This is a genomic window from Oceanimonas sp. MB9 (genome assembly GCF_011319775.1).
GTDB lineage: Bacteria > Pseudomonadota > Gammaproteobacteria > Enterobacterales > Aeromonadaceae > Oceanimonas > Oceanimonas doudoroffii.
Window position 1 is genome coordinate 733,684 of record NZ_VFBE01000009.1, and the last position, 24,906, is coordinate 758,589.

The 24,906-nt window shown below is 61.9% G+C and carries 20 protein-coding genes, 1 tRNA gene and 1 CRISPR repeat array; of the genes, 14 read left to right on the plus strand and 7 right to left on the minus strand.

The window, feature by feature from the left end:
• Nucleotides 1–255 precede the first annotated feature (255 nt).
• The 6 genes from csy1 (at nucleotide 256) to OJHNALOF_RS14805 (ending at nucleotide 6,684) form a co-directional block, all read left to right on the plus strand.
• Nucleotides 256–1,545, plus strand: coding sequence for a type I-F CRISPR-associated protein Csy1 (gene csy1 / locus OJHNALOF_RS14780; protein ID WP_165662482.1), 1,290 nt, complete (start codon nucleotides 256–258; stop codon nucleotides 1,543–1,545).
• Complete coding sequence (gene csy2, locus OJHNALOF_RS14785; RefSeq protein WP_165662483.1) at nucleotides 1,538–2,497, plus strand: type I-F CRISPR-associated protein Csy2; 960 nt, start codon at nucleotides 1,538–1,540, stop codon at nucleotides 2,495–2,497. The genes csy1 and csy2 overlap by 8 nt, the downstream gene beginning before the upstream one ends.
• A gap of 2 nt (nucleotides 2,498–2,499) precedes the next feature.
• Nucleotides 2,500–3,537 carry a type I-F CRISPR-associated protein Csy3 gene (csy3, locus tag OJHNALOF_RS14790; protein WP_165662484.1) on the plus strand — a complete coding sequence of 346 codons (1,038 nt, stop codon included), beginning with the start codon at nucleotides 2,500–2,502 and terminating at the stop codon, nucleotides 3,535–3,537.
• Nucleotide 3,538: 1 nt separating this feature from the next.
• Complete coding sequence (cas6f, locus tag OJHNALOF_RS14795) at nucleotides 3,539–4,102, plus strand: type I-F CRISPR-associated endoribonuclease Cas6/Csy4 (protein WP_165662485.1); 564 nt, start codon at nucleotides 3,539–3,541, stop codon at nucleotides 4,100–4,102.
• A 129-nt stretch (nucleotides 4,103–4,231) separates the two neighbouring features.
• Nucleotides 4,232–5,759: a CRISPR direct-repeat array (repeat unit 28 nt; unit sequence GTTCGCTGCCGCACAGGCAGCTCAGAAA).
• A gap of 168 nt (nucleotides 5,760–5,927) precedes the next feature.
• Nucleotides 5,928–6,266 (plus strand): DUF4144 domain-containing protein, encoded by a 339-nt coding sequence (locus OJHNALOF_RS14800; protein WP_240919742.1) that lies wholly within the window; start codon nucleotides 5,928–5,930, stop codon nucleotides 6,264–6,266.
• 19 nt (nucleotides 6,267–6,285) lie between these two features.
• Nucleotides 6,286–6,684 (plus strand): septal ring lytic transglycosylase RlpA family protein, encoded by a 399-nt coding sequence (locus OJHNALOF_RS14805; RefSeq protein WP_165662486.1) that lies wholly within the window; start codon nucleotides 6,286–6,288, stop codon nucleotides 6,682–6,684.
• Here OJHNALOF_RS14805 and OJHNALOF_RS14810 read toward each other — a convergent pair.
• From OJHNALOF_RS14810 to cobT, 3 genes are read right to left on the minus strand one after another with little or no spacing between them, the layout of a single operon-like run.
• Nucleotides 6,641–7,210: a histidine phosphatase family protein gene (locus OJHNALOF_RS14810; protein ID WP_165662487.1), complete on the minus strand. Its 570-nt coding sequence runs from the start codon at nucleotides 7,208–7,210 to the stop codon at nucleotides 6,641–6,643. The genes OJHNALOF_RS14805 and OJHNALOF_RS14810 overlap by 44 nt on opposite strands.
• The gene (gene cobS, locus OJHNALOF_RS14815) at nucleotides 7,207–7,971 is read right to left on the minus strand and encodes an adenosylcobinamide-GDP ribazoletransferase (RefSeq protein WP_165662488.1); all 765 of its coding nucleotides are present in this window, start codon (nucleotides 7,969–7,971) and stop codon (nucleotides 7,207–7,209) included. Before cobS ends, OJHNALOF_RS14810 begins: the two co-directional genes overlap by 4 nt.
• Nucleotides 7,968–9,020, minus strand: coding sequence for a nicotinate-nucleotide--dimethylbenzimidazole phosphoribosyltransferase (cobT, locus tag OJHNALOF_RS14820; RefSeq protein ID WP_165662489.1), 1,053 nt, complete (start codon nucleotides 9,018–9,020; stop codon nucleotides 7,968–7,970). The genes cobS and cobT overlap by 4 nt, the downstream gene beginning before the upstream one ends.
• Before the next feature lie 80 nt (nucleotides 9,021–9,100).
• On the opposite strand from cobT, the gene OJHNALOF_RS14825 reads away from it, so the two are divergent.
• Entirely contained in the window at nucleotides 9,101–10,126 is a 1,026-nt protein-coding gene (locus OJHNALOF_RS14825; protein WP_165662490.1) for a metal-dependent hydrolase, read from the plus strand.
• A 55-nt stretch (nucleotides 10,127–10,181) separates the two neighbouring features.
• On the opposite strand, the gene OJHNALOF_RS14830 is transcribed toward OJHNALOF_RS14825, so the two are convergent.
• Nucleotides 10,182–13,277, minus strand: coding sequence for a transglycosylase domain-containing protein (locus tag OJHNALOF_RS14830; RefSeq protein WP_165662607.1), 3,096 nt, complete (start codon nucleotides 13,275–13,277; stop codon nucleotides 10,182–10,184).
• A 228-nt stretch (nucleotides 13,278–13,505) separates the two neighbouring features.
• On the opposite strand from OJHNALOF_RS14830, the gene OJHNALOF_RS14835 reads away from it, so the two are divergent.
• Complete coding sequence (locus OJHNALOF_RS14835; protein ID WP_165662491.1) at nucleotides 13,506–14,078, plus strand: peptide-methionine (S)-S-oxide reductase; 573 nt, start codon at nucleotides 13,506–13,508, stop codon at nucleotides 14,076–14,078.
• Here the strand turns inward: OJHNALOF_RS14835 and mobB are convergent.
• Nucleotides 14,029–14,571 (minus strand): molybdopterin-guanine dinucleotide biosynthesis protein B, encoded by a 543-nt coding sequence (gene mobB / locus OJHNALOF_RS14840; protein ID WP_206063719.1) that lies wholly within the window; start codon nucleotides 14,569–14,571, stop codon nucleotides 14,029–14,031. The two genes, OJHNALOF_RS14835 and mobB, sit on opposite strands and share 50 nt — an antisense overlap.
• Before the next feature lie 127 nt (nucleotides 14,572–14,698).
• On the opposite strand from mobB, the gene OJHNALOF_RS14845 reads away from it, so the two are divergent.
• From OJHNALOF_RS14845 to OJHNALOF_RS14855, 3 genes are all read left to right on the plus strand, one after another.
• Nucleotides 14,699–16,414 (plus strand): autotransporter assembly complex family protein, encoded by a 1,716-nt coding sequence (locus OJHNALOF_RS14845; protein ID WP_094199150.1) that lies wholly within the window; start codon nucleotides 14,699–14,701, stop codon nucleotides 16,412–16,414.
• The gene (locus OJHNALOF_RS14850; RefSeq protein ID WP_240919743.1) at nucleotides 16,411–20,103 is read left to right on the plus strand and encodes a translocation/assembly module TamB domain-containing protein; all 3,693 of its coding nucleotides are present in this window, start codon (nucleotides 16,411–16,413) and stop codon (nucleotides 20,101–20,103) included. The genes OJHNALOF_RS14845 and OJHNALOF_RS14850 overlap by 4 nt, the downstream gene beginning before the upstream one ends.
• Before the next feature lie 171 nt (nucleotides 20,104–20,274).
• The gene (locus OJHNALOF_RS14855; protein ID WP_165662492.1) at nucleotides 20,275–22,089 is read left to right on the plus strand and encodes a PglL family O-oligosaccharyltransferase; all 1,815 of its coding nucleotides are present in this window, start codon (nucleotides 20,275–20,277) and stop codon (nucleotides 22,087–22,089) included.
• Between the two features lie 108 nt (nucleotides 22,090–22,197).
• Here OJHNALOF_RS14855 and OJHNALOF_RS14860 read toward each other — a convergent pair whose 3' ends face one another.
• Nucleotides 22,198–22,590, minus strand: coding sequence for a hypothetical protein (locus tag OJHNALOF_RS14860; protein WP_094199153.1), 393 nt, complete (start codon nucleotides 22,588–22,590; stop codon nucleotides 22,198–22,200).
• A 233-nt stretch (nucleotides 22,591–22,823) separates the two neighbouring features.
• Nucleotides 22,824–22,900, minus strand: a tRNA-Pro gene (locus OJHNALOF_RS14865).
• Between the two features lie 239 nt (nucleotides 22,901–23,139).
• Here OJHNALOF_RS14865 and hinT point away from each other — a divergent pair.
• Genes hinT through OJHNALOF_RS14880 form a run of 3 tightly spaced genes read left to right on the plus strand, consistent with a single transcriptional unit; the run spans nucleotide 23,140 to nucleotide 24,901 of the window.
• Complete coding sequence (gene hinT / locus OJHNALOF_RS14870) at nucleotides 23,140–23,490, plus strand: purine nucleoside phosphoramidase (RefSeq protein ID WP_094199154.1); 351 nt, start codon at nucleotides 23,140–23,142, stop codon at nucleotides 23,488–23,490.
• Nucleotides 23,491–23,499: 9 nt separating this feature from the next.
• Nucleotides 23,500–24,102: a penicillin-binding protein activator LpoB gene (locus OJHNALOF_RS14875; RefSeq protein WP_165662493.1), complete on the plus strand. Its 603-nt coding sequence runs from the start codon at nucleotides 23,500–23,502 to the stop codon at nucleotides 24,100–24,102.
• The gene (locus tag OJHNALOF_RS14880) at nucleotides 24,092–24,901 is read left to right on the plus strand and encodes a choline/ethanolamine kinase family protein (protein ID WP_094199156.1); all 810 of its coding nucleotides are present in this window, start codon (nucleotides 24,092–24,094) and stop codon (nucleotides 24,899–24,901) included. Before OJHNALOF_RS14875 ends, OJHNALOF_RS14880 begins: the two co-directional genes overlap by 11 nt.
• The last annotated feature ends 5 nt before the right edge of the window (nucleotides 24,902–24,906 follow it).

Sequence of the window (24,906 nt, forward strand, 5' to 3'; positions counted from 1 at the left end):
CTCGATGGCGTTATGGTTGTTAGGAGCTGAAGGCGGGGGCAACCACCTTCAGTGGTATGACCGGCAAAATTGACAACGATCGAAAAGTCTGCGCTTGCCAGCTTTGCAAGCTAAGGAGGTATGTGCGTGATTGGTTATTTCGCCGTGATAATAGAGTTTAACCACAACTAACAAAACCAATAACTGGCAAGGTACCTGCCTGCTTGCTGATAGGTATCTTGCCATATCTATGATCAAAGCCAAAGGAAGAATGTTATGGATAGCATGCTTCACGTGGAAGAGCTGCGCCAGTTGATGCAGTCATTTATTGATGAACGACTGGCGGCCAAGCTTGAAAAGCTGGACCCTGATGACCCTAAATATCAGGATTTACAGCTTCAGTATCAGTTTGAAAATTGGGTGGAAGATGCAGCGCGTCGTGTTGGGCAACTGCAGGTTGTTTCTCACACGCTTAAAGCAATACATCCAGATGCTAAAGGCACGAGCTTGTTTGCACCACCCGAGCTCTTGGCCGCTCACCCCTGGGTTGGCAGCCATTTACTTGAAGAAAATTATGCCACCGATGTTGTTGGCAACGCGGCAGCACTGGATGTCTACAAATTCCTCAAACTTGAATATCAAGGCAAAACACTGCTGGTCAGAGCCCAGGAGCAGGATGCAGCCTTGCTGGCGGCCTTGAATGATGATGCGTTAAAGGCACAGGAGTGGCTTGATGCTTTTGCATCCATTACTGATAACAAAGGTAAAGTAAGCTCCAGTACGCGCGCCAAGCAGATTTACTGGCTTACCGGCGACGATCCCACCCAAAATGATCATTTTCACCTGTTGTCGCCACTTTATCCGTCATCATTGGTGCACAGAGTCTATCAGCATATTCAACGTGACAGGTTTAGTGAAGAGGCCAAGGCTGCCCGGCAGGCAAGGCGTGATAATAAAGCATCGGAAACAGGGTATGCCGATTATCCGAACCTGGCTGTTCAGAAACTGGGCGGTACCAAGCCTCAAAATATTTCCCAGCTTAATAGCGAGCGTGGTGGCAATAATTATCTGCTGTGCTCGCTGCCGCCGGTCTGGCGAAGTCGTGAGCAGCGCCCACCACTGAAGGCAGACTCAGTATTTCCGCGTTTTGTGCGCCAGCAGCAGTCCCGCTGGCTATTGGCCACATTGCGTGATTTTTTGCTGAGCAACCCGCCGGCCAATGTGCGGACCCGCACACGGGTAGATGCTTATATTGATGCCCTGATCGATGAAATGGTCCTGTTCAGTGCTCATTTTCAGCAACTGGAGCCGTGCTGGTCTGCCGACCCTGATTGTCAGCTGGTGGAGGCCGAGCAACTCTGGCTTGACCCCATGCGTGCCGAACAGGATGAAGACTTTGCCGCTCGCCGAATGGCGGGGGAGTGGGTAAAAGAGGTACAGCATCGTTTTGCCAACCAGGTAAACAAGGCGCTGGGAAAATTGCCGGTAGGGGATGGTGAGCACAGCGAGTGGATGAGCCGTGTTAATAAAAAACTGAATGCACTGCGGGAGGTGCTTGATGACTGAACCAAATACCCTGCTTATTTTGCCGCGGTTGCGCATTCAAAATGCCAATGCCATTTCCGGCAACCTGACTTGGGGCTTTCCGGCCATGACGGCCTTTGCTGGTCTGAGCCATGCGCTTGAACGCAAATGTGCTGACGCCGGCCTGAAAGTAGCTTTTCCAGGCATTGGCGTGGTGTGCCATCACCATGAAGCGCAAGTTACTCAGGGAGGGTATCAGCGGGCGTTTCACCTTACGCGCAACCCTGTAGACAAAACCGGCAAAACCGCCGCCATTGTAGAGGAAGGGCGTATTCATCTGGAGATTAGCTTGATCCTGGAAGTGGATCTGCAGGATGAACCGATAAATGACCAAGCGGCGTTTGCTCAACAAGTGGCAGACTTGGTTGCAACCCTGCGTGTGGCCGGTGGCACAGTGCAACCAGCCTTGCCTGGCCAAAGGGTACATCAGCCCTGGCTGATTAACGTGGATGAAGCCGCAGACGTTCGTAAAAAGCAGCTGCGCCGTTTAACACGACAGCTGTTGCCCGGCTTTGCCCTGGTACTGCGGGATGATCTGTTACAGCAGCATCTTGAACTGAGGCAACAGCAGGATCCCAGTGCCGACTTGCTTGACGCCTGGCTGGATTTGTCTCGCCTGAATCATGAATACCGGCAAGTAGACGACAGTGTTGAATGGAGTATTCGGCGGGATCATCCGGGTTGGCTGGTGCCCATTCCCATCGGGTTTGCAGCATTATCGGAGCTGTATAACGCCGGACAAGTGGAAGCCGCCCGGGATCAGACTACCCCTTTCCGGTTTGTGGAAGGGCTGTACTCCATCGGGCAATGGCTCAGCCCTCATCGTTTTGAGCGCTTTAACGATTATCTCTGGTATGTGGACAATGGTCTTGATACCGGCACTTACCGTTTGAATAACGATTATTCTCTGAACCTGCAAGACAAGGAGTTTTGAACATGGCCAAGCAAGATACTTTGAAAACTGCATCCGTACTGGCGTTTGAGCGCAAGCTGGATGTGTCCGATGCGCTGATGTTTGCGGGCAACTGGGAAGAGCGACAGCAGGCGAACGACTGGCAGCCGGTGGAAGTACGTGAAAAGTCCGTACGCGGCACCATTTCCAACCGCTTGAAGACCAAAGATCAGGATCCGGCCAAGCTGGATGCGGCCATTGAAAACCCCAACCTTCAGACCGTGGATGTGGCGACTCTGCCCGCAAATGCTGACACCCTGATGGTGAAATTCACGCTGCGTGTATTGGCGGGAGCCGGTATTCCATCCGCCTGTAACAATGCAGATTATCAGCACAAGCTGACCGAGGTGATTAAGGAGTATGTGCAGCAACATGGTTTTGCGCCGCTGGCACAACGTTACGCCTGCAACCTCGCTAATGGCCGGTTTCTGTGGCGTAACCGGGTTGGAGCAGAACAGGTAGAAGTGCAAGTCGCCAGACTTAAACAGGGTAAGCATGAGCAGGTATGGAATTTTGATGCTCACAGTTACTCTCTGCGCAACTTTGATGAAGCAGGCAATAACCCCGCTGGTTTACAGCAGCTGGCGCAGCAGATTGAGCTGGGTCTGGCCAATGAGCAACATGTATTACTGGAAGTGACCGCTTTTTCCCGTCTGGGTGCCGGCCAGGAAGTGTTTCCGTCCCAGGAGCTGATCCTTGATAAAGGCAAGAGTGACAAAAGTCGTACTCTTTATCAGGTGCAAAGTATTGCCGGTATTCATTCCCAGAAAATCGGCAATGCGTTGCGTACCATCGACACCTGGTATCCGCAGGATGAAAATGTGCTGCTGGGCCCTATTGCCGTTGAACCTTATGGCTCGGTTACCACTCAAGGCAAAGCCTATCGTCAGCCCAAGGCCAAAGCCGACTTTTATAACCTGCTGGATAACTGGGTGCTGAAGGACAAGGTACCGGCAGAAGGTGATCAGCACTTTGTCATGGCCACTCTTATCCGTGGCGGGGTGTTCGGGGAGGCGGGTTAACATGGATACCTATCTTGAAATCAGGTTGCTGCCGGATCCTGAGTTTTCGCAGTATTTTTTGATGGGTGCCCTGTTTGGAAAGTTGCACCGTGCGTTGGCTGAACTGAAAGCCGATAACATCGGCCTCAGTTTTCCGGATTACAGTCTTGCTCCCCGAGGTCTGGGGGAGCGACTTCGGTTGCATGGTACAAAGCAGGCGCTGTCAGTTCTGATGGAGCAGCACTGGCTGAAAGGCATGAGCGATCATGTGCAATGCACGAAGATGTTACCTGTGCCGAATAATGCTCAGTTCCGAACCGTGTCACGGCGGCAGTTTAAAACCAGCAGTGAGCGTTTGCGCCGTCGCCGAATGAAACGCAAAGGTGAAACTTATGAGCAAGCAGCTGAGGCTATTCCCCGTCATGTAGAACGTTCACCGGAGCTACCTTATGTGCAATTGCGCAGCCAGAGTACCGGACAGAACTTTCACTTGTTTATTGAGCAGGGAAAGTTGTTGGCTCAGCCTCAAAAAGCAACCTTCAGCAGCTATGGGTTAAGCTCTAAGGCAACCGTGCCCTGGTTCTGACCCTTTTTTCTGGCTAAAAAACTAACTTAACTAAATCAATCACTTACTTTGCCCCAGAATAAAAGGGGCAAAGGGTGATTTATAGACCTTGTTCTTTAACAATCAGGACGTTACAGTTTTTAGTGTCTAGTTCGCTGCCGCACAGGCAGCTCAGAAAACCAGATCGTTAAAGCCGCCAGCGCGGTACTTGTTCGCTGCCGCACAGGCAGCTCAGAAAATTCCGGGTGATACTGCGGCAGCAATCAGCTCGTTCGCTGCCGCACAGGCAGCTCAGAAAGATAACCCGGCGTGGATTTTTTACGATCTGGTGTTCGCTGCCGCACAGGCAGCTCAGAAAACTTGTCCCGGATTCTGGCCCGGCGCATAACCGTTCGCTGCCGCACAGGCAGCTCAGAAAGGTGCCCAGCTGCTGCAGAACGCCGGTCGCGCGTTCGCTGCCGCACAGGCAGCTCAGAAACGCTCAATGTTGCGTAGGTACAGATCGGCGTCGTTCGCTGCCGCACAGGCAGCTCAGAAATGGTAATAGCAGATGCGTTCCAGCATGCGAGTGTTCGCTGCCGCACAGGCAGCTCAGAAATTGAAGTCGGTGCGGGTACGGCGCTCGGTGCCGTTCGCTGCCGCACAGGCAGCTCAGAAAAAGAAAGGAAAGCAGAAGCGGCTGACGGCCCTGTTCGCTGCCGCACAGGCAGCTCAGAAAAAGGCACTGCATATCCTGAGCACGAACAAAACGTTCGCTGCCGCACAGGCAGCTCAGAAAGTAGCAGTGACGGCAGCAACGACGCTCGATGCGTTCGCTGCCGCACAGGCAGCTCAGAAAGATACAGAGCTTTCTTCGCGTTCACCTTTCCAGTTCGCTGCCGCACAGGCAGCTCAGAAAACGGGCCGGGGAACCGGCCCCCAATGAAGGAAGTTCGCTGCCGCACAGGCAGCTCAGAAACGGAGCAGCCGGCGCCGGCCTATCGCATCACCGTTCGCTGCCGCACAGGCAGCTCAGAAATCACCGGAAAAGTCGTTGTCACGGGTCGATACGTTCGCTGCCGCACAGGCAGCTCAGAAATTGCCCCCGTGAACGATACTTGGCGACCCGCAGTTCGCTGCCGCACAGGCAGCTCAGAAATCGTTGGGGCGCTTGCCAGGGCAGCTCCACTTGTTCGCTGCCGCACAGGCAGCTCAGAAATTAACCCTAGTGCGATCACGAACATGCTTGTCGTTCGCTGCCGCACAGGCAGCTCAGAAATTGCCGTTCACCGGTACGGCCACCACGCCGAAGTTCGCTGCCGCACAGGCAGCTCAGAAATGACTGGTGAGGGCGCCGGTGTCGTCGTCTTCGTTCGCTGCCGCACAGGCAGCTCAGAAATTGCTCTTTTCGCCCTGTTCGGCGCCGTTGGTGTTCGCTGCCGCACAGGCAGCTCAGAAATGGTCACCCAGAAAGGCGCGGGGCCAGATGTCGTTCGCTGCCGCACAGGCAGCTCAGAAATATCGCGCCACCGGCGATCAACGCTACCTGGAGTTCGCTGCCGCACAGGCAGCTCAGAAAAACGTGGTGGGCGGTAAGTTCCGCTACCAGTCGTTCGCTGCCGCACAGGCAGCTCAGAAAAAGCCGGTGGGCGAAGGATTTCTCTTTGGTCTGTTCGCTGCCGCACAGCTAGTTTGTTGTGCTTAGCTCCAAGGGGTACAGTGAAGCCAGCCATGCCATAATTATTTAAGTTCGGTCGTCGTAATCGCTTACGAGCCCTTCGCTATTTAGCGATGATGAAGTCAAGCGGGGAGTGCGTCCACGTGGCCTGCCTTTTTCTGCACTTTCCTGCCTGATATAGTGTTTCTTTTGCTGCGTATCCTGCCCATGAACTGCTACTTTCCCGCCATTGCTCACTGCTCCGATACCCATGATTTTATTCACATTGCGGACGAAGGGGAGCTCGGTGAACATCACTGGCATGCCGGTGACCGGCTGATTGACGGCACCGGCCGAGTGCACGTTTTGTCGCAGGGCGAAGGTGAAGGGCTGTACTGGCGGCCGCTGCCAGGGCTAGTATGCCTGCCGGAACTCAACGCCAGCCTGCGCCACTTTGCCGCCGGGCTGGGTATTTGCTGCATTCCCAAACTGACGGTGCGCTCCGCCGAAGAGGCAGTGGCGCTGATCGCCTGGTTGGAAATGCAATAATCAACGTGGCGGAGTGGTCATGAGTGCATTAATGCGCTATTGCTGTTTTTTTGTCTTGTTTGGGCTATCGGCCTGTGGCTCGCGGCCCGATGTGAGTGTGCTGCCGGCACCGGAGCGGGAGACGGTGTTTCTGAACGAGGGGCAGGCGTCTTATTACGGCGCGCGGCATCACGGCCGGAAAACCGCCAGTGGCGAGCGTTTTAACAAGAACGCCCTGACCGCCGCCCACAAAACCCTGCCGTTCGGCTCCAAGGTGCGGGTCACCAACCTGCGCAACCAGCGCTCCGTGGTGGTGCGCATCAATGATCGCGGGCCTTATGCCAAGCGCCGGGTGATCGATCTGTCCGAGCAGGCGGCCCGGGAGATTGGCATGATCAGATCCGGCGTGGCGCCGGTTCGGCTGGAGCTGCTGAAATAACCACCCGCTGCCGGTAGCGCACCGCCGGTGGCCAGTCTTCGGCCTGAGTGGGCATGCCCCGGCCAGAGGCCAGCAGGCGCGCCGCGTTAATCCAGCCGGCGTGTCCCACCGCCAGCACCGGCTCCTCGGGCAGGGCGTTAAGCCACCTGTTTATCCGGGCAAAGAACGCCTGCAGGCTTTCGCCGCCGCCCGGGGCATAGCCGGTAAAGTCGGCGCACCAGGCGTCCATTTCTTCCCGGTCTATGCTTGCCCAGGGGCGACCGTCCCAGTGGCCAAAATCCATCTCCTGCAATTCGGCCACCACGCGCCATTGCCAGCCCCGTTTCGCCAGCAGCCGGCCCACTTCGGCCGAGCGTTGTAGCGGACTGGTGTGAATGACCTTTGGCAGCCGATGGCAACGGGCAAAGCCCTGAATCTGGTTGGCCAGCCGGCGCAGTTTGCGTGCATCCACCGGGGCATCGGTACGGCCCAGGCAAATGCCCTGCACCTTTATCGGTTTGGGATGGCGCCAGATGTAAAGGCTCATAACCGGGCCGCCAGCCCGGCATAAATGGCAATTTCTGCCAGCTGCTGGGTGGCGCCCAGGCCGTCACCGGTATACCCCTCCAGCCGGCGCTTCAGCAGCCGGTACATATGCCAGCTGGCCAGCCCCGCCAGCACCACGGCAAGCAGCCAGTGTCCGGGGCTGAACAGCGGCCACAGCAGCGCCACCGCTGGCAGCAACCACAGGCCGGCCAGCCACCACTGGCGGTGAGTAAGGCGCTGGGCCATGGGCTTGGCCTTGGCGTGTTCAATATCACCGCCATAGGGCAGCAGGGCGATCAGGCTGATGCAGGCCAGTCGCGAGCCACCGTGGGCCAGCACCAGCGCCGCCATGGCCGCCGCTGTGTCCAGGCTGGCCAGCAGGGAAATTTTCAGCAGCAGCGCCAGCGCCAGTCCCAGGGTGCCAAAGGTGCCCAGGCGTGAGTCTTTCATGATGGTCAGCGCCCGTTCTCTGCTCATGCCGCCGCCCAGGCCGTCACAGGTGTCGGCCAGGCCGTCTTCATGAAAGGCGCCGGTAATGTAAACGCCCAGCATTGTGGCCAGCACCGCCGCCGTCAGCGGACCAAAGGCGAGTTCACCCAGGCCAAAGGCAAGGGCGCACAGGCCACCCACCAGCAGCCCCACCGCGGGAAAGTGGCGGCTGCTCTGATGCAGCCAGTCCGGATCAAAGTGGCGCAGTGCTGGCAACGGCAAGCGGGTCAGAAACTGGGTGGCCACCAGCAGCAGGGTCAGCTCGTGCTTCATGCGCTGGCTCCGCTGACGCCGGCGTCGGCGAAGCTGGCCATCTCGCTGATGAAGGCGCAGGCCGACTGCAACAGCGGATAGGCCAGGGCCGCACCGCTGCCTTCACCCAGGCGCAGGTTCAGATCGAGCAGGGGGGCGGCGTCGAGCAGCCGCAGCAGGTGGCGGTGGCCGGGCTCGGCCGAGGCATGGCCAAACACCCCATACTCCCGAGTGCCCGGCGCCAGCCGCTCTGCCACCAGCAGGGCCACGCCGGCAATAAAGCCGTCCATCAGCAGAATGCGCCGTTCGCTGGCTCCCTGTATCAGGGCGCCGGCCATCATGGCAATTTCCAGCCCGCCCAGTGCCGCCAGGACGTCGAGCGGCGTTTGTGCATCGGCGTGGCGAGCCAGCACCGCCTGCAGCACGCGCGTCTTATGACTCAGGCCGTTGTCATCCAGCCCGGTGCCGCGGCCGGTGCACTCGGCCACCGGCAGTTCACCCAGCCGGGCCAGCAGCAGGCTGGCGGCGGAGGTGTTGCCAATGCCCATTTCCCCCAGCAGCAGCAGGTTGCCGGGCAATTCACGTACCAGCGCCATGCCCGCCTGCAGCGCTTGCTGGCATTCGGCCGGGGTCATGGCCGGCTCATGCAGGGCGTTGCGGGTACCCTTGCGCACCTTGCGGTCAATCAGGCTGGGGTGCGGGGTAAAATCGGCGTTCACGCCGGCGTCCACTACCCGCAGCGACAGGTTATGCTGGCGGGCAAACACATTGATGGCGGCGCCGCCTTGCAGAAAGTTGTGCACCATCTGGGGCGTGACTTCGGCGGGAAAGGCCGACACTCCTTCCGCCAGCAGGCCGTGATCGGCGGCAAATACCAGCACCTGAGGCTGGCTGATGCACGGTGTGGGGCTTTGCAGTATCAGCCCCAGTCGAATGGCGAGGGTTTCCAGTGCCCCCAGGGCGCCGGGGGGTTTGGTTTTGTTGTCCACCCGGTGTTGCAACTGCCGTTCAAGTTCGGGGTTGGCCAGGGGCGCAATGGCAGGCACTATTAAGCGGTTAATGGGTTGCATGGCGGTGAGGGCTGAAAAATCAAGGACTCACATGCTATCAGACTGTATGGTTATTGCTGAATTTTTTACCGTGAGGTGGCATGGACTCAGTTTCTCAACTGGCATTGGGGGCCGCTGTAGGGGTGGCGGTGATGGGGCGGCGGGTCGGCATTGTCAGGGCGGCGCTGGCCGGTGCGGTGTTTGGCACCCTGCCGGATCTGGATGTGATCATCGACTATGGCGATCCGATCAGCAACATGACCAAACACAGGGGGGCCAGTCATGGCCTGCTTTATCTCACGCTGTTTGCTCCTCTATTTGGCTGGCTGCTGGGGCGGCAGGCGCACTGGCGCCGCTGGACACTGGCCATCTGGTTGATTTTCATGACCCATGTGGGCATCGATTTCATGACCATCTACGGCACCCAGCTGGGCCAGCCCCTGACCGAATACCCCTTTGGGGTGGGCAGTGTGTTTATTATCGATCCGCTTTATACCCTGCCGCTGCTGATGGGGCTTTGGCTGGCGCTGCGGCGACGGGGAGAGCGCGGCATCAGGGCCAATCGGCTGGGGTTGTGGGTGAGTACCCTGTATCTGGGCTGGAGCCTGGTAGCCCAGTGGCAGGCGGGACTACGCGCGGAGCAGTTGCTGGTGCAGCAGGGCATTCACGCCGAGCGGTTGCTGGTGACCCCGGCGCCCCTCAATACCCTGTTATGGCGGGTGCTGGCGATCACGCCGAACGGCTATGTGGAAGGGCATTTGTCGCTGCTGGATCGGGAGCCCACGCCCTTCACGCGGCACGACGGCGGCCGTGCGCTGTACCGGCAATGGCAGGATCACCCTCATGTAGCGCGCATGGCCTGGTTTACCAAGGGGTTTTTCAGGATGCGCGAGCAAGGTAGTGAGCTGGTGATAACCGACCTGCGCATGGGCCAGGAGCCGGGCTATGTGTTCAACTTTGTGGTGGCGAAACGAGATGGGCAGGGCGAGTGGCAGCCCCTGGCGGTGCCGCGTCAGTTCAGTGAAGGCCATAACCGGGCGCAGTTTGGCTGGTTGTGGCGTCGCACCCTGGGCCAGCCGGTGATGCCACCGAACACGCCTTCGGGGGCGGCCGGCGGCAAGTCCTAAACATTTACGCCTTATACGCTTTACGTTTTACATCTAACCTCTGGCGTGTCAGCTATCACCCATCCTCCCGCACCGGCTCGGGTCGAGCGGCAAACTGCTGCTGGCAACGGCTGTGGCCGCCGGGTTGCAGGTAGGGGCGCAGCAGCGGCTCCATGCCTTTCAGCACCTGCACCGGCAGCGCCGAGGTAAAGCTGAAATGGTCAGACTGCTTGCCGGGCACATAGGCGGTGAGGGTGCCAAAGTGTCGCTCACCCAGAAAGAACACAAAGGTGGCGGTGCGGTTGCGGGCCTGCGATTTGATCACATGACCATAACGGGTCACGGTTTCAATACGGTTGTCGCCGGTGCCGGTTTTGCCCCCCAGCACCAGGGGGGTGCCGTCGGGCAGGGCAAAGCTGCCCTGCAGCCGGCGGGCGGTGCCGCCATCCACCACCTGTGACAGGGCTTCCCGAAGGGCCGCCGCCACTTCCTTCTCCATCACTCGCTGGGCCCGGCTGGCATTGCGCCCCAGGCGCACCTCATAGGGAGTCTGGCTGGCAAAGTGCAGTTGATCGATACGTACCACCGGCAGGCGGACTCCTTCGTTGAGAATAATGCCCACCAGCTCTGCCAGGGCGGCGGGCTGATCGCCCGAGCTGCCGATGGCGGTGGCCAGCGACGGCACCAGGTGGCCAAAGGGAAAGCCCAGTTGCTGCCAGCGCTGGTGCAGATCCGAGAACGCCTCCACTTCCAGCATGATGCGCAGCCGGTTGTCCCGAGCGCTGCGGTGGCGGGTTTTGAACAACCAGCCATACACTTCCTGGCGTTCGGCGGTGCTGGCATCGGCCACCTCGCCAAAACTGGCCTCGGGATGTTGGCGCAGGTAACCCAGCAGCCACAGTTCCAGCGGATGTACCCGCGCAATATAACCCTGATCTGGCAGGCTCCAGGCCCCCGGACCGTGCTGGTCATAAAGCGAGGCGATACGCTTGTTGCTCAGGCCACCGTCCAGAAACAGTCGGGTACGCAAAAACCGCGCAAACTCGTCGAGGCTGGCCTCGGGCAGCAGATAGCGGTGCGCCGCCGCCAGCCGACTGCGCATCGGGCGCAGGCCATCAAAGAAGGTGTTCAGCCGCGCTTCGTTGCTCATGCCCTGATACTTGCGCCAGAAGCGCAGTAAAAATACGCGGCCTTCCCGGTCGGCAAAGCGGCTCAGATATTCCCGGCGGCGCGGATCGTTGTCGTCGGCCAGCAGTTGAGCCCGGTTTTCGTTCTGGTAAATGCTGTAGCGCACCAGATCCTGCATCAGGCGAATAAAGGGCAGATTGATCGACTCCCGCAATGCCTCGGTGAGGGTGGGGCGACGGCCGTTGTCTTCCTTGCGAAAGTTGGCAAAGGTGTGCAGGCCGCTGCCGGTATAAAAGCGCTCATGGGGGCTGGCGGAATAGCGCCGATCCAGCGCCGCCCGCAACATGGTGGCCAGGCTGCGGTCCGGGCTCAGCATCAGGTGGTCAATGGCCCAGCGGCTCAGGGGATCGTTGCGCTCCGGGGTGAGCTGGCGCAACGCCTCGAGGGACATGCCGCCGTAGCGGTTGTGCAGTTCGGCCACCACCTCCAGGTAGGTGGCCAGTACCCGCAGCTTGGCGGTGGAGCCAAGCTCCAGCTTGCTGCTTTCGTTAATGTCAAAGGGCTGGCCGGTGTTGTCGGTCTGCACCCGCACGTCAAAACTGTTGGTGTTGCGTTCAAACAGGGTAAAGCTGTAGCGCACCTCGGCGGTTTTCTCCGGTGACAGCAAGCGTTCGCCAAACAGCCCGATTTCCTGCGCAAAGGCCGGATCCGCCAGCCGCTCCAGATAGGTGGTCACCTGCCGCTGCAGCTCGGCATTCAGGGTGGTGCTGGCCTGCAGGTCGAGCCGGTCCAGCTCATACAGGCTGACTCCCAGCAGGCCGGCCAGCCGGCCTCGAGACACGTGCAGCAGCTTGCTGCTCTCCACTCGCTGCAGCACAGGATCGGTGCCGAAATGGCGGAACTGCAGCCGTTGCGCCAGGGCTGCGTCGCGCAGGGCCGGGCTCAACAGGCCGGCCCCGGCCTGCAGCCGCAGGTGGCTGTCGGTCAGGGTCTCCAGCTGCTCACGGCCAGCGAACAGATACCAGGACGGCCGGCGCTGGGCAATCATCAGCGCCATAACCTGTCGCAGCGCCAGCCCCTGTTCGGCCAGGGGCTGGCCGCTGTTCAGGGCGGGGTCAAGCAGGAGGTTGACTCGCTCGGGATCGGCGCCAAACCAGATCCACAGGCCGTCGTTCAGGCCATGCACCTCGCCGTGGCCGGGGGCGGCGGCCAGGGGCACCGAGTTCAGGTAGGAAAGCGCTACCTGCTGGCGGGCGGTCAGGGTGTGCGGGCCCTGCTGATAGGCGCGCACGCTGGCGGAGATCATCTGCCGCAGCTTTTCGCCGGCCGACGGGGTCATGCCGCCGGGGGAGTGGCGGAACTTCTCAATCTGGGTGGCCAGGGTGCTGCCTCCCGCGGAGTCGTCCTGCAGCTCCAGGGCGCGGCCCACCTGAGACAGCGCGGCCTTGGCGAAGCGCGGCCAGTCCACCGCCGGGTTGGCCAGGGGCTGTTCGGTGCTGAGCAGATCCCGGTTTTCGATAAACAGCAAGGTGGCCACCACCAATGGCGGAATGTCGGCAAAGTTGCCGTAGTGACGGCGGGGGTAGCGGTAGTCATAAATGGGCTCGGCGCGGCAGTCGCTCAGCAGCAGTCCGGCCTGGGTCTTTTCGGCGTAGGGCACAAAAAAGCCGTGCCGGCTGTAGTTGACAAGGGCATGGGAGAACTGCACCTGCTGTTCAATTACGAAGTGATTCTGCTGCAGCCGGGTCAGTAATTCCGGCAGCCGAGTGTAGCCCAGGCGCTGATCAAAGGGACCATGGAAGGGGAAGTGCATGGCGGCGCTGGGGCCGGGCTCAAGCCGGTAGGTAAGGGTGGCGGCATAGCGGGACAGCTCCCGCGACTGCAGTCGCGAGGTGCGCATTTCGTAAAGCAGGGCGGCCAGAGCCACCGCCATGACCAGCCCCAGTAGCAGCCACAGCAACCAGCGCCAGCGTCTGCGCCGGCGGCGAGGCCGGGGCAACAGCAGATCGGCCGGCAGGCCGTGGTCAATGTGTTCGGAGTCCATCGCGCCCATAAAAACACCCTCTTGGCCTCTTTCTTGTGGTGAGGCTCCTGTTGTTAAAAGTTTAGCTTTTCACCGGTGCCTCATGGGGCCGGCATAAAAATAAACTCTTTGGCTGTACCAAAAACGGACAGTGGCACCCATCCTGGGCGCAAGGGGGTTTTCATCCGGTTTCAATCGGTTAGCATATTGGCTAATAAGAGAAACAACAATCCGGCGGAGGCACGGCGCATGTATCGGGTTTGGCTGTGGGCGACGCTGTGGTGGTTGCCGGCATGTTTGGCGCAAGGCGCTCAGCAGGCGGTGTTTGCCGGTGGCAGTTTCTGGGTGATGGAGGCCCTGTTCAGCGACCGCCCCGGCATTGAGCGGGTCGAAACCGGCTGGATGCAGTCCGGGCCGGGCACGGCGCGGCGGCAGGTGGTGCGGGTGCACTACAACGATGCCATGCTCACCTATGGTGATCTGCTCACCCTCTACTGGCAGGCGGTGGATATACACGACGGTGAAGGGCAATATTGCGACCGGGGCAGGGAATTTACCCCGGCGCTCTACGTGCGTAATGCCCTGCAGCTGAAATGGGCCCGGCAAAGCCGTGCCCGGCTGGCCCTGGCCGGCGAACGCACACCGGCGGTGCGTATTCTGCCCTCGGCGGAATTTGAGCCGGCGGCCTCACGGCATCAGGATTACCAGGCCCGGCATCCGCTGCTCTACTTTGCCTACCGGCGCATGTGCGGCTATCCCGATGGCGGCGCGTTCAGCCTGCACCCGTTGTTAACCGGCCGGTCTCCCGCCAGTGGGCAATAGCATCGGCAATGTCCTCGGGGCGGTTCAGATCCAGCAGCGGCACCGGCGCCGCCAGGCTGGCGTCATCGGTGGCGACCGCCAGCATGTGTGTATCATGCAGGCACAACAGCGGCCGGCCATGGGCGGGGCGGTGCACCTCCAGCTTGGGCAGGGGCTGATCGCGAAAGCCTTCCACCAGCACCAGATCGAGGGCCTGCGTGTTCAGCAGCGCCAGCGAGGCCCACAAATCGGGCTCGTGAGGCGAGTCATTCTCCAGGGTTACAATGCTGCGCCGAGGGCCGGCGAGCACGGTCTGCATTGCGCCGGCGTGACGCAGCTCATAACTGTCCTTGCCGGGGGTGTCCTGCTCCACGTCATGGTGGGTATGCTTGATCACACCCAGGCGCAAGCCGCGCCGGCGCAGCAGGGGAATAAGGGCGCGCAGCAGGGTGGTTTTGCCGCTGCCGCTGAAGCCGGCCACGCCCAGCAGGGCGCAGCAAGAGGAATCGACCATGGTGATCTCCTTTTGCGGAAAACCCGCAGTGTGCCACGGCGAGCGCCCGCTGCCGATGGCGCCGCGCAAAAAACGGTGCGGCCGGTACGGCGGGCGCAAGGCAACCTTTTCAACAGCGAGTAGCATCATGAGCAAGAGAATCTGTAGTGTCGTGGCGTTGATGCTGTTCAGCCTGAGTGTGCAGGCGGAAGACATCAGCCTGCAGCTGAGCGGGCTCGACGGTGAGCTCGAAGACAACACGCAAATTTATCTGGATCAGCTGCCTGCCATCGAGGTGGAACAACTGCCCCGGTTTCGCAAACAAATCATTTCGGCGGTGACCGACAGCCTGCAGGCGCTGGGCTATTACAACCCACAAATCGAGGTGACCCAGGACGAGGACGATTCCACCGAGGTCAGGGTACAGGTTACGCCGGGCGAGCCGGTGCGCATTCGTACCCTGGATCTGACGCTGTCGGGTGATGCCACCGCCGACCCTGCCTTTACCGAGCTGCAAACCAACTTTGGCATTCGTGAAGGCGAGGTGCTGCACCACGATGACTACGAAAAGGCCAAGGCCAGCCTGCTCAGCCTGGCGCTGCGGCGGGGCTATTTCGACGCCGGTTACGACAAGAGTCAGGTGCGGGTGCACCCCTGGGAAAAGGCCGCCGACGTCGAGCTGAACTTCAGCTCGGGTCCGCGCTATCGTTTTGGCGAGCTCAGGGTTGACTCGGATCGGCCGGTGGACCGGCTGCTGAACCCGCTGGTGGACATCAAGCCCGGCGATCCCTACCAGGCCGGCAAACTGGCGGAGCTGAGCCGTTCGCTGTCCTCCACCCGCTATTTCAAGCAGGTGGAGGTGCTGCCCCAGGTGGCGGAAGCCGACGACCAGCAACGGGTACCGCTGTCGGTGGTGCTGCGGGCCCGGGCCGACAACGAGGTGGAGCTGGGTGTGGGGGTGTCCACCGACGAAGGTCCGCGGGTCTCGGTCAACTGGGACAAGCCCTGGATCAACAGCCTGGGCCACAGTCTGACCACCAGCCTCAAGGTATCGGCCCCGTCCCAGGACGTGACCCTGGTTTACAAAATACCTCGCGGCCATCCACTGGAAGAGTATTACACCATACAGGGCGGTTATCAGCGGCTGGATCAGGACGACACCGAGAGTGATCGTCTGGTGGCCGGTGTGCACCGCTGGAAGGTGCAGGACAACGGCTGGACGCGGGATGTATTCCTGCGCAGCGAATACGAATCCTATACCCAGGGCGAGCAGGAAGACGACAGCTTCCTGCTGATCCCGGGGCTCAGTTACAGCCGCACCCGCGTGCGCGGCGGCCTGGATCCGCACTGGGGTGATGCACAGAACGTCAGCCTGGAGTTGTCGGAGCCCTGGTGGGGCTCCACCACCCGCTTTGTGCGGCTGTGGGGGCGCAGCAAGTGGCTGCGCACCCTGGCCGAGGATCACCGGTTGCTGGCCCGGGCCGAGCAGGGCGCGGTATGGGTGGATGACGTGGAAGATCTGCCGCCCTCGCTGCGTTTCTTTACCGGTGGTGACACCACGGTGCGCGGCTACAGCTACCAGTCCATTACACCGCTGGATGAAAACGGCGACCGTCTGGGCGCCAAGTTTGCCACCGCCCTCAGCCTGGAATACGACTACCGCTTTGCCCCCAAATGGCGGGTGGCCACCTTTGTGGACGGCGGTACCGCCACCAATGATTACCAGGACGACTGGAAACTGGGCACCGGCCTGGGTCTGCGCTGGCTGACGCCGGTGGGTCCGGTGCGCCTTGATCTGGCCTTTGCGGTGAGCGAAGAAGACACCCCCTGGCGCCTGCACTTTACCCTTGGACCCGAGTTATGATGCGAATGAAACGGCTGCTGTTGGCCATCCTGATCGGCCTGTGCCTGTTGCTCATGGTGCTGGCCACCCTGCTGCTGACCCACACCGGCAACCAGTGGCTGTGGGGCCTGGCCAAGCGGCAGGTGCCGGGGCTGGAAGGCAACCTGGTGTCGGGGCAGTTGCTGAGTGGCTGGACCTTTTCGGAGCTGGCCTACGAGCAGGACTCGCTCGCCTTTCGCGCCAACTCGGTCAGCCTGGACTGGCAGTTGGGCAAGCTGGTGGATGGTCGCTTCTGGTTGCGCCGGCTGGACGCCGCCGACATTGATGTGGAGATTCGCACCCTGCCCGAGGAGCAGGCACCAAAGGAAGAAAGCGAACCGCTCACCAGCCTGAGTCCGCCGTTACTGATTGATCTGGACGACATTCGTGCCGATCGGGTCAGCATCACCCTGCCCGGTCAGCGCATTGCCTGGCAACGCCTGCAGGTGGCCGCCCACTGGAATGACGACGGCATGGTGATCACCGGTCCGCAAATGAGTGGCCTGGTGATTGAACTGGAGCCGACCGAGGCCCCGGTTGTGGCGCCTGAGCCCGCGACTGAACCGCAGGCCATTACCCTTCCCGACATCGTGCTGCCGTTCCCCCTCAAGCTGGAGCAACTGGAGCTGACCGACAGCAAGCTGGTGCAAAGCGGCCAGTCTCAGGATCTGCATCGCCTGGCAGTGGCGCTGGCAGGCGAGGGCAGCCGAGTGCGTATTGACCGGCTGGAGTTGGCCCATGAACTGGCCGACGCCCATCTGAGCGGTGAGGTAACTCTGACCGGTGACTATCCGCTCAGTGCCAAGCTGGGTGCCACCCTGCATGAAGGCCTGATGGAGGGGCAGCTCAAGGGCCAGCAGCTGGCCCTTGAGCTGAATGACAGCCTGGCCAGCCTGGCCGCCGAGCTGCGGCTCAAGGGCCCGGTCACGGCCCGGGCGGACATCAAGACGCAACCGCTCCTTCCCGAGCTGCCCCTTGAGGTGGCGCTCAGCTGGAAAAAGCTGGGCTGGCCGCTGCGGGAGCCCCAGTGGACCCTGACCCAGGGCAAACTCAACCTCACCGGCGCGCTGCGTGACTATCGTCTGACCCTCAATACCGAGGCCGGCGGACCCGATTTGCCACCGGTGGGCATTGAGCTGGCGGCCAGCGGCAATCTGGAACAGGCCCGCATCGAGCCCCTGACCCTGGTGTTGCCTCAGGGCGAAACTCAACTCACCGGTGATATCGGCTGGGCCGACGGCGTGCGCTGGCAGGGCGAGTTGACCCTGAACGAAGTGGATCCCGGTGCCTTTGCCGAAGGCTTTGAAGGTCGCCTCAATGGCCGTATCGACAGCCGCTTTACCCTGAACGGTAACCAGTGGCGGCTGGAGGCCGGCCCCGAGGTCAAGGGTGTGCTGCGCAACCATCCGTTGTCGCTGACCGGCCAAATACGACTTGACCAGGATCTGGCCGGGCAGGTGGAGGATCTGGTGCTGACCAACGGCAACAATCGCTTGGCGGTGTCGGGGCGCATTGATGATCGCTGGGATCTCAATGGCCGGCTGACGGCACCGGATCTGGCGGTCTACGCCCCCGGCTTGTATGGGGACATTGCCGGCAACTTTGATGTGAGCGGGCCGCGGGCGGCCCCGGCGGTGCGGGCCAGCCTGGCCGGCGAGCGCGCCGGCTTCAACGACACTCAGGCCCGTGGCCTGAAGCTTAACACCAGGCTGACCCTGGGCGAGGCCCCCGCTGGCGAGCTGAGCCTGACCGTGGTCCGGCTGAATGCCGGCGGGATGCGCTTTGACGATCTGGCGCTCAACGCCGACGGCGACAAGGATGCCCACCGCCTGACCCTGACCGCCGATGGCGATCCCCTGGCGCTGGATCTGGCGCTGACCGGCGCCATGGGCAAGGACGGCTGGCGCGGCCGGCTGCAGCGGGGCGAGCTGAATACGCCGCTGGAAGCCTGGCAATTGCAGGAGCCGGTAGCCCTGGCCTGGCGTCAGCCCGAGGGCGTGTTTACCGCCGCCGCCCATTGCTGGCGTTCCAACGGCGCCGCCGTGTGCCTGGATGAGATCAGCGCCAGTGGTGAACGTGGCCGGGCCGGGCTCGATATTCGCGACTTCAACCTGGCCCGGCTCAAGCCGTTTCTGCCGGAAGACTTTGCCTGGGAGGCGGTGCTGGACGGCCGCCTGGATGCCAGCTGGAAGCAGGGCGAGGCCCCCAGGGTCAATGCCCGCATCGGCACCACGCCGGGCACCTTTGTCAGCGGCGACACTCGGCTGGGCTATGACCGGCTGCGTTTGCAGAGCGAGGTGGTCAACAATCGCCTGGTGGCGGAGCTGGAATTCGACTCTCAGCCCCTGGGCCGGCTGCGGCTGGATACCCGGGTGAGCGATCTGGCCGGCCGGCGGGCCCTGGGCGGCGAGCTGTCCATCGTTGGCCTGCGCCTCGACTGGCTGGCACCGCTGCTGCCCGAGGTCGCCCGGCTGCAGGGCACCCTGGCCGGACAGACCCGCCTGGACGGCACCCTGGCCAAGCCGCTGATGTATGGCGACATTACCCTGAGCGGTGGTGAGGTGGACACCAGCGCCGACATGGTGAAGGTGCGGGATCTCACCACCCGGCTGGCGGTGCAGGGTAACCGCGCCACCATAGATGGCAGCCTGCGGGTGGGTGACGGCCCGCTCAATATCAGCGGCGAGCTGGACTGGAGCCAGCTGCCGGTAAGCGGCGAAGTCAGGCTCAAGGGCAGCGAGCTGGAAGCCAGCTACCCCGGCCTCGGTCGGGTCAGGGTTAATCCGGATCTGCAGATCTCCCTGGGCGAGCAGGCGCGGGTGCGGGGGGAGATTCTGATCCCCTGGGCACGCATTGAGGTGCAGGAGCTGCCCGAAAGCGCGGTGAAGAAGTCCTCCGACGTGGTCATTATTCAGCCGTCCGGCATGGTGCCGGAAACCCGCACCGCCCTGCCCATGGACATTCGCGTACGGGTGCGGCTGGCGGAGGACGTGCGGCTCAAGGCGTTTGGCCTGAACACTCGGCTGGAAGGGCAGTTGCGCATTGTGCAGCCACCGGGACGCAGCATGCGTGCCAATGGTGAAATCCGCCTGGTGGACGGCCGCTTCAAGGCCTATGGCCAGAACCTGCTGATCCGCGAGGGCAGCATACTGTTCAGCGGCCCGCTGGATCAGCCCAACCTGAATGTGGAAGCCATTCGCAATCCTTCTGCCATGGCCGACAGCAGCATTACCGTCGGGGTGCGGGTCTCGGGTAGCGCCGCCCAGCCCGAGCTTGAGGTGTTCTCCGAGCCGGGCATGCCTCAGGCCGAGCAGCTGTCCTGGCTGTTGCGTGGCCGGGGCCTGGAAGGCGGCGACGGCACCGACGGCAACGCCCTGGTGCAGTCCATGCTGCTGGGCGCCGGTGTGGGCAAGGTGGGCGGCCTGGTGTCCGGTGTGGGCGAGGCCCTGGGCTTTCAGGACGTGGTGCTCGACACCAGCGGCTCGGGGGAAAGCACCGCGGTCAACATCAGTGCCTATGTGCTGCCCGGGCTGCAGATTGGTTACGGCGTGGGCGTGTTTTCTTCCATCGGCGAGCTGCGCCTGCGTTACGAGCTGTTGCCCCGGCTCTACCTGCAGGCCACCAGTGGCCTGAGCCAGGCCATCGATCTGTTCTACAAGTTCGAGTTCTAAGCTCAAGGGGCGGAGTCCATGCTTTAACAGGACTTCGCTCCCTTTTTGGCCGTGTTGTCCGTCGCGGCGAATTTTGCCCGCAGGCCGCACTCGTCCTCATGCTTTTTTACCCGGCCTTGGGTAAAGTAGGGGTTCTGTTACCGCCAAACGGCCCGCGAGTATTTACCCATCATGATGTCCGTGCAACTGCTGAAACAGGAGCGTCTGGCCCGCACCATGCTGGTGTGTGTGGCGGTCTACGCCCTGTTTGGCATGCATCTTTACCTTCCGCACCTGTTTGGCACCGGCCTGCAGCTGCCGTTCAATATCATCGGCTGGCTGTTTGTCGGGCTGATGACCACCCTGGGACTGTGGCACTGGCATCGCCGGCGGCTGCTGACCAGCCGTTTCTGGCTGGGGCTGGTGGCTGCCAGCGTGCTGCTGTGGCTGCCGTTTTTCTACTGGCACAACAACTCGGTGGCCGGTCAGGCCCTGCCGCGCATGCTGGGGCTGGCCGGTGGCCTGCTGTTCTACCTGGCCCTGCAGCAATGCCGGTTCAGCGATAGGGGCCGGCGCTATCTGCTTTACTGCCTGCTGCTGGCGGTGAGCGTGGAGATGCTGCTGGGGCTGGCCCAGTTCTTTGTGCTGGAGCCGGGCAATGTGTTTGGCTACAACACTCAGGTGCGTTCCCCTTACGGCATTTTTCAGCACCGCAACGTGATGGCGAGCTTTGTGGCCACCGGCATGGTGCTGGCGGTGTATTTGTGGCTGAACGAGGCCAAGTCGCCCTGGCGACCCTTTTTGCTGCGCTCATGCTGGTTTGCCGCCGTGCTTGGCGCCGGTGCCATGCTGGTGGTGCTGTTGCAGTCCCGGGCCGGGCAGTTGGGCCTGTTGCTGGGGTTGCTGATGTTGCTGCCGCTGCTGTGGCAAACCCTGGCCAAAAACCGATCCAAGCGCTTGCTGGCCAGCCTGGTGCTGATCCCCCTGGGGGTGGTCACCGGGGTGTTCGGACTGGATGTATTTGACATGAGCAAGCGCAGCCTCGACATCTATACCCAGGCCGATGGCCGCTTCGACATCTATGCGCACGGCCTGCGCATGTGGCTGGAAAAGCCCTGGACCGGTTACGGCTATGGCAGTTTTGAGTCGGCCTTTTACCGCACCTACGCCTTGTGGCGGGAGCAGACCCCCGGTGCCCAGCCGCTGTTCACGGAAATGGGCCACCCCCATAACGAGTTTCTTTATTGGGCCATCGAAGGCGGTCTGGCGCCGCTGATGGGGCTGGTGCTGATGGTGTGGCTGGTGCTCAGGCTGTTGCATCAGGTGCCGCTGACCCGGGCCATGGCCTGGGCCGGCATACTGATGCCGGTGTTTGTGCACAGCCAGACCGAATTTCCGGTCTATCATTCGCTGCCGCACTGGTTCATGGTACTGACGCTGCTGTTTGTGATTGACGCCGAGCACGGCCGTCGCGTGCTGTTGCCGGCGCCACCGTCCTGGAGCCGCTGGCCGGTGAGGGCCTGGGGCCTGGGGATGGTGCTGTTTATGGCCACCGGCCTGGTGGCCAGCCAGCAGATCACCGCCTTTGCCCGCCAGAGCGAGCGCAGCGGTGATCTGCAACGCGTGCTGAATCCGCTAATCTGGCACGATCGCGCCGCCTTTTACCGTCATCACAGCCAGCTGGAAGCGGCCCTGCTGAGGGGCGACAACGCCGCACTGCTGGATTATGTGAGCTGGGCGCGGCGGTTTTTACAGCACACCCCAAGGGCGGGCATTTATTACAACGCCTATCTGGCACTGGTGCGGGCCAATGAGGAAGCTCGGGCAGAGGCGTTGCTGGCGGAAGCCCGGCGGCTTTATCCGAACGTGGTGCTGCTGCGCAAGGCCAGCATAGGCCGGGCGCTCAACCACCTGGCGCAGGTGGATGACAGCATGAGCGCCGGCCGGCTCAACAACTTTGTTCCCCTGTATGACAATTTGCGCCCCGCCATTGGTGGGGCTTATTGAGACCTGGTGTTGCCGTGGGCGTGGTGGCGGCGGAAGTGGTCACCTTCGCCTTGGCAAAGGGCCAGGGCGAGGCCGGTGGTAATGGCCACGCCCGTACCTGCTCGAGGGTCAGCCCCGGGCGGGAGCCAGCTCAAGGCCGGTGAGGGCTGCGCCGTCCTGCAGTGAGGAGACGGTAATGTCCTGCTGGGTCCAGTCTACCTGCTTGCCGGTGGCGGCATACAGGGCCTGATTGATGTTGTCGGGGGTTAGCTCAGGGTGATGTTCGGCACGGCCGCCGGGCAGATAGATGGTGCCGTTGGAGAAGTCTACCGCAAAGGCGATCACCCCGGGCACCAGGAAAAACAACAGGCCCACGCCGTTGGCAATGGCCACCACGGGGTCGATGCGGCCGCTGCGCTGGCCCTTGCGCTCGGGGTAAAACACGGTGCCGCAGGCGGCAAGCTGAGTGGTCATCACGCCGGCCAGCGCCAGCGCCAGGGTCTTTTGTCTGATCCTCGCCATGATATGCCTCGTTTAAAGAAAACAACGCCCTGAGTGTATAGGATATTGGTGTGGCTTGAATCCATTCCTGCAAGGCAACGGACAAAGGCTGGCGAATGAATTCGGACTTGAGTGGCTAACGCCGAAAAGCAAAAAAGCATGGACGGGCTTTGGGCATGGCTCCCAAAGAAAGTAACAAGGCGTTAAATGCAAAAAGCCCACCGCAATATGCGGTGGGCTTTTTGAGGATGATTTGGTCGGCGTGAGAGGATTTGAACCTCCGACCCCTGACACCCCATGACAGTGCGCTACCAGGCTGCGCTACACGCCGAGAACGTCATTCGTGATGACGGGGCGCATAATAGAAAAGCCGGCCGGTGCTGTCAACACCGCAAATACCCAGCCGGGTTCAATCGCCGCTATTTTGTTCAGTCGAGGTTGTGGCGGCCATCGCGGTCGACGCCGATGAGGTTTTGCGATCAAGGGCTTACCCATTCACTTGGCGGCCCGGCAAGCTATAATAGCCGCGCCTGCCCATGCCGGCAGAGGATTCTTACAAGGAGACAGGTTATGGCAGAAGAGACCATTTTCAGCAAAATCATTCGCAAGGAAATTCCCGCCGACATCCTGTACCAGGACGAACTGGTCACCGCCTTTCGTGACATTTCCCCCAAGGCGCCCACCCATATTCTGATCATTCCCAATGTGGTCATTCCCACCGTCAACGAGGTGGAGGCCGAACACGAACAGGCACTGGGCCGGCTGTTTACCGTGGCCCGCAAGCTGGCCGCCGAGGCGGGCATTGCCGAAGACGGCTACCGCCTGATGGTGAACTGCAACCGCCATGGCGGTCAGGAGGTGTATCACATTCACATGCACCTGCTGGGCGGCCGTCCGCTGGGCCCCATGCTGGCGCAATAAGGAGCCGTGATGACACCGTTTCGCATTGCCACCCTGGCCTCGGCGGCGCTGGCGCTGAGCGCCTGTACCCTGCCCAATCCCTATTCGTCCCAACCGGCCCCGGTGACGCCGGTCACCCCGGAGCCGCAACCGCCCATGCTGCCGGCCCCCGCGCCTCAGCCCCCGGTGATTGAGCTGCCCGAGGCGCCGCCCGCGCCGCTGCCGGAAGCCAACAATGCCAGCATGGAACGCCTGGCCGACAGCCTGGCCGCCCGGCTCGCTGCCAGCGCCGTTATCAATGAGGTCAACGGCCCGGTGTTGCTGGACGACATTCGCAACCAGGCCGGCAGTCCGGTGGACACGCGCGGCCTGACCGAGCGGCTGCAGGCCCGGCTCAGCGGTTCGCTCAATTTTGTCAGCGGGCCTGAGGTGAACAGCCTGCGCCAGCAGCTGGCGTTTCAGAGTGGCCGGGCCGACATGGCCTCGCTGGTGCGCCTGGGCAAGCAGAGCGGGGCCGATTATCTGTTGTCCGGCAGCCTGCACCGGGCCGGCGGCGGCTTTAGCCTGCGCGCCCAGCTGATGGAGCTGGCCAGCGGCGAAGTGCTGTGGTCCGACAGCGTCAGTGGACGCTGACGTCCTTCACCACTTGCCACCCTGGTTGCACGGCAGCCTGACGCCCCTGAGCGGCGGGCTGACCAACCGTAGCTACCGGCTGACGACGGGGCAGGGGCGTTACTGGCTGCGATGGGGGTGTCCGCACCCGCAGGAGCTGGGTATTGACCGTCGCCATGAACGCATTGCCCATCAAGCGGCGGCCGAGGCCGGCCTGGCCCCGGCCATGCGCTATTGTGACCCGAAGCGGGGCATCCTGGTGCTGGACTGGCTCGACGAGCCGGACTGGCGGCAACGGCCGGGAACGCTGGCCAGCCTGATGCCCAGGGTGGCGCGGCTGCACCAACTGGTTCCGGCGGGCCTGCCGGTGCTCAATTTATTCGAACAGGCACGGCATTACCGCAGGCAACTGAGCGCAGCGCCATCCTGGCTGGCTCCCCTGCTGGCCCATTTTGATAACCCTGCGCTTTCCCCGGGCTTTGTGCCCGCCCTGTGCCATTGTGACCTGACCGCCGGCAACCTCATCGGCGCACGGCCCTGGCTGGTGGACTGGGAGTACGCCTGCCTGGCGGATCCGGCCTTTGAGCTGGCGGTGATCGCCGACGACAGGGGCCTGAATGAAGAAGGCTGCACCGAGCTGCTGGCCCGGTATCGGGCCGCCGGCGGTGATATGACGATGGCCCGGTTGCGCGCCCGTGTGCCCTGGGTGCAGCTGCTTACCCTGCTGTGGGCGCTGGTGCAGCATCAGCACAGCGGCGGGGCGGAATATCAGGTGTGGCTGGAACGGGCCCGGGCGCGGTTGCTTCTCTCCCTGGGGTAACCGTT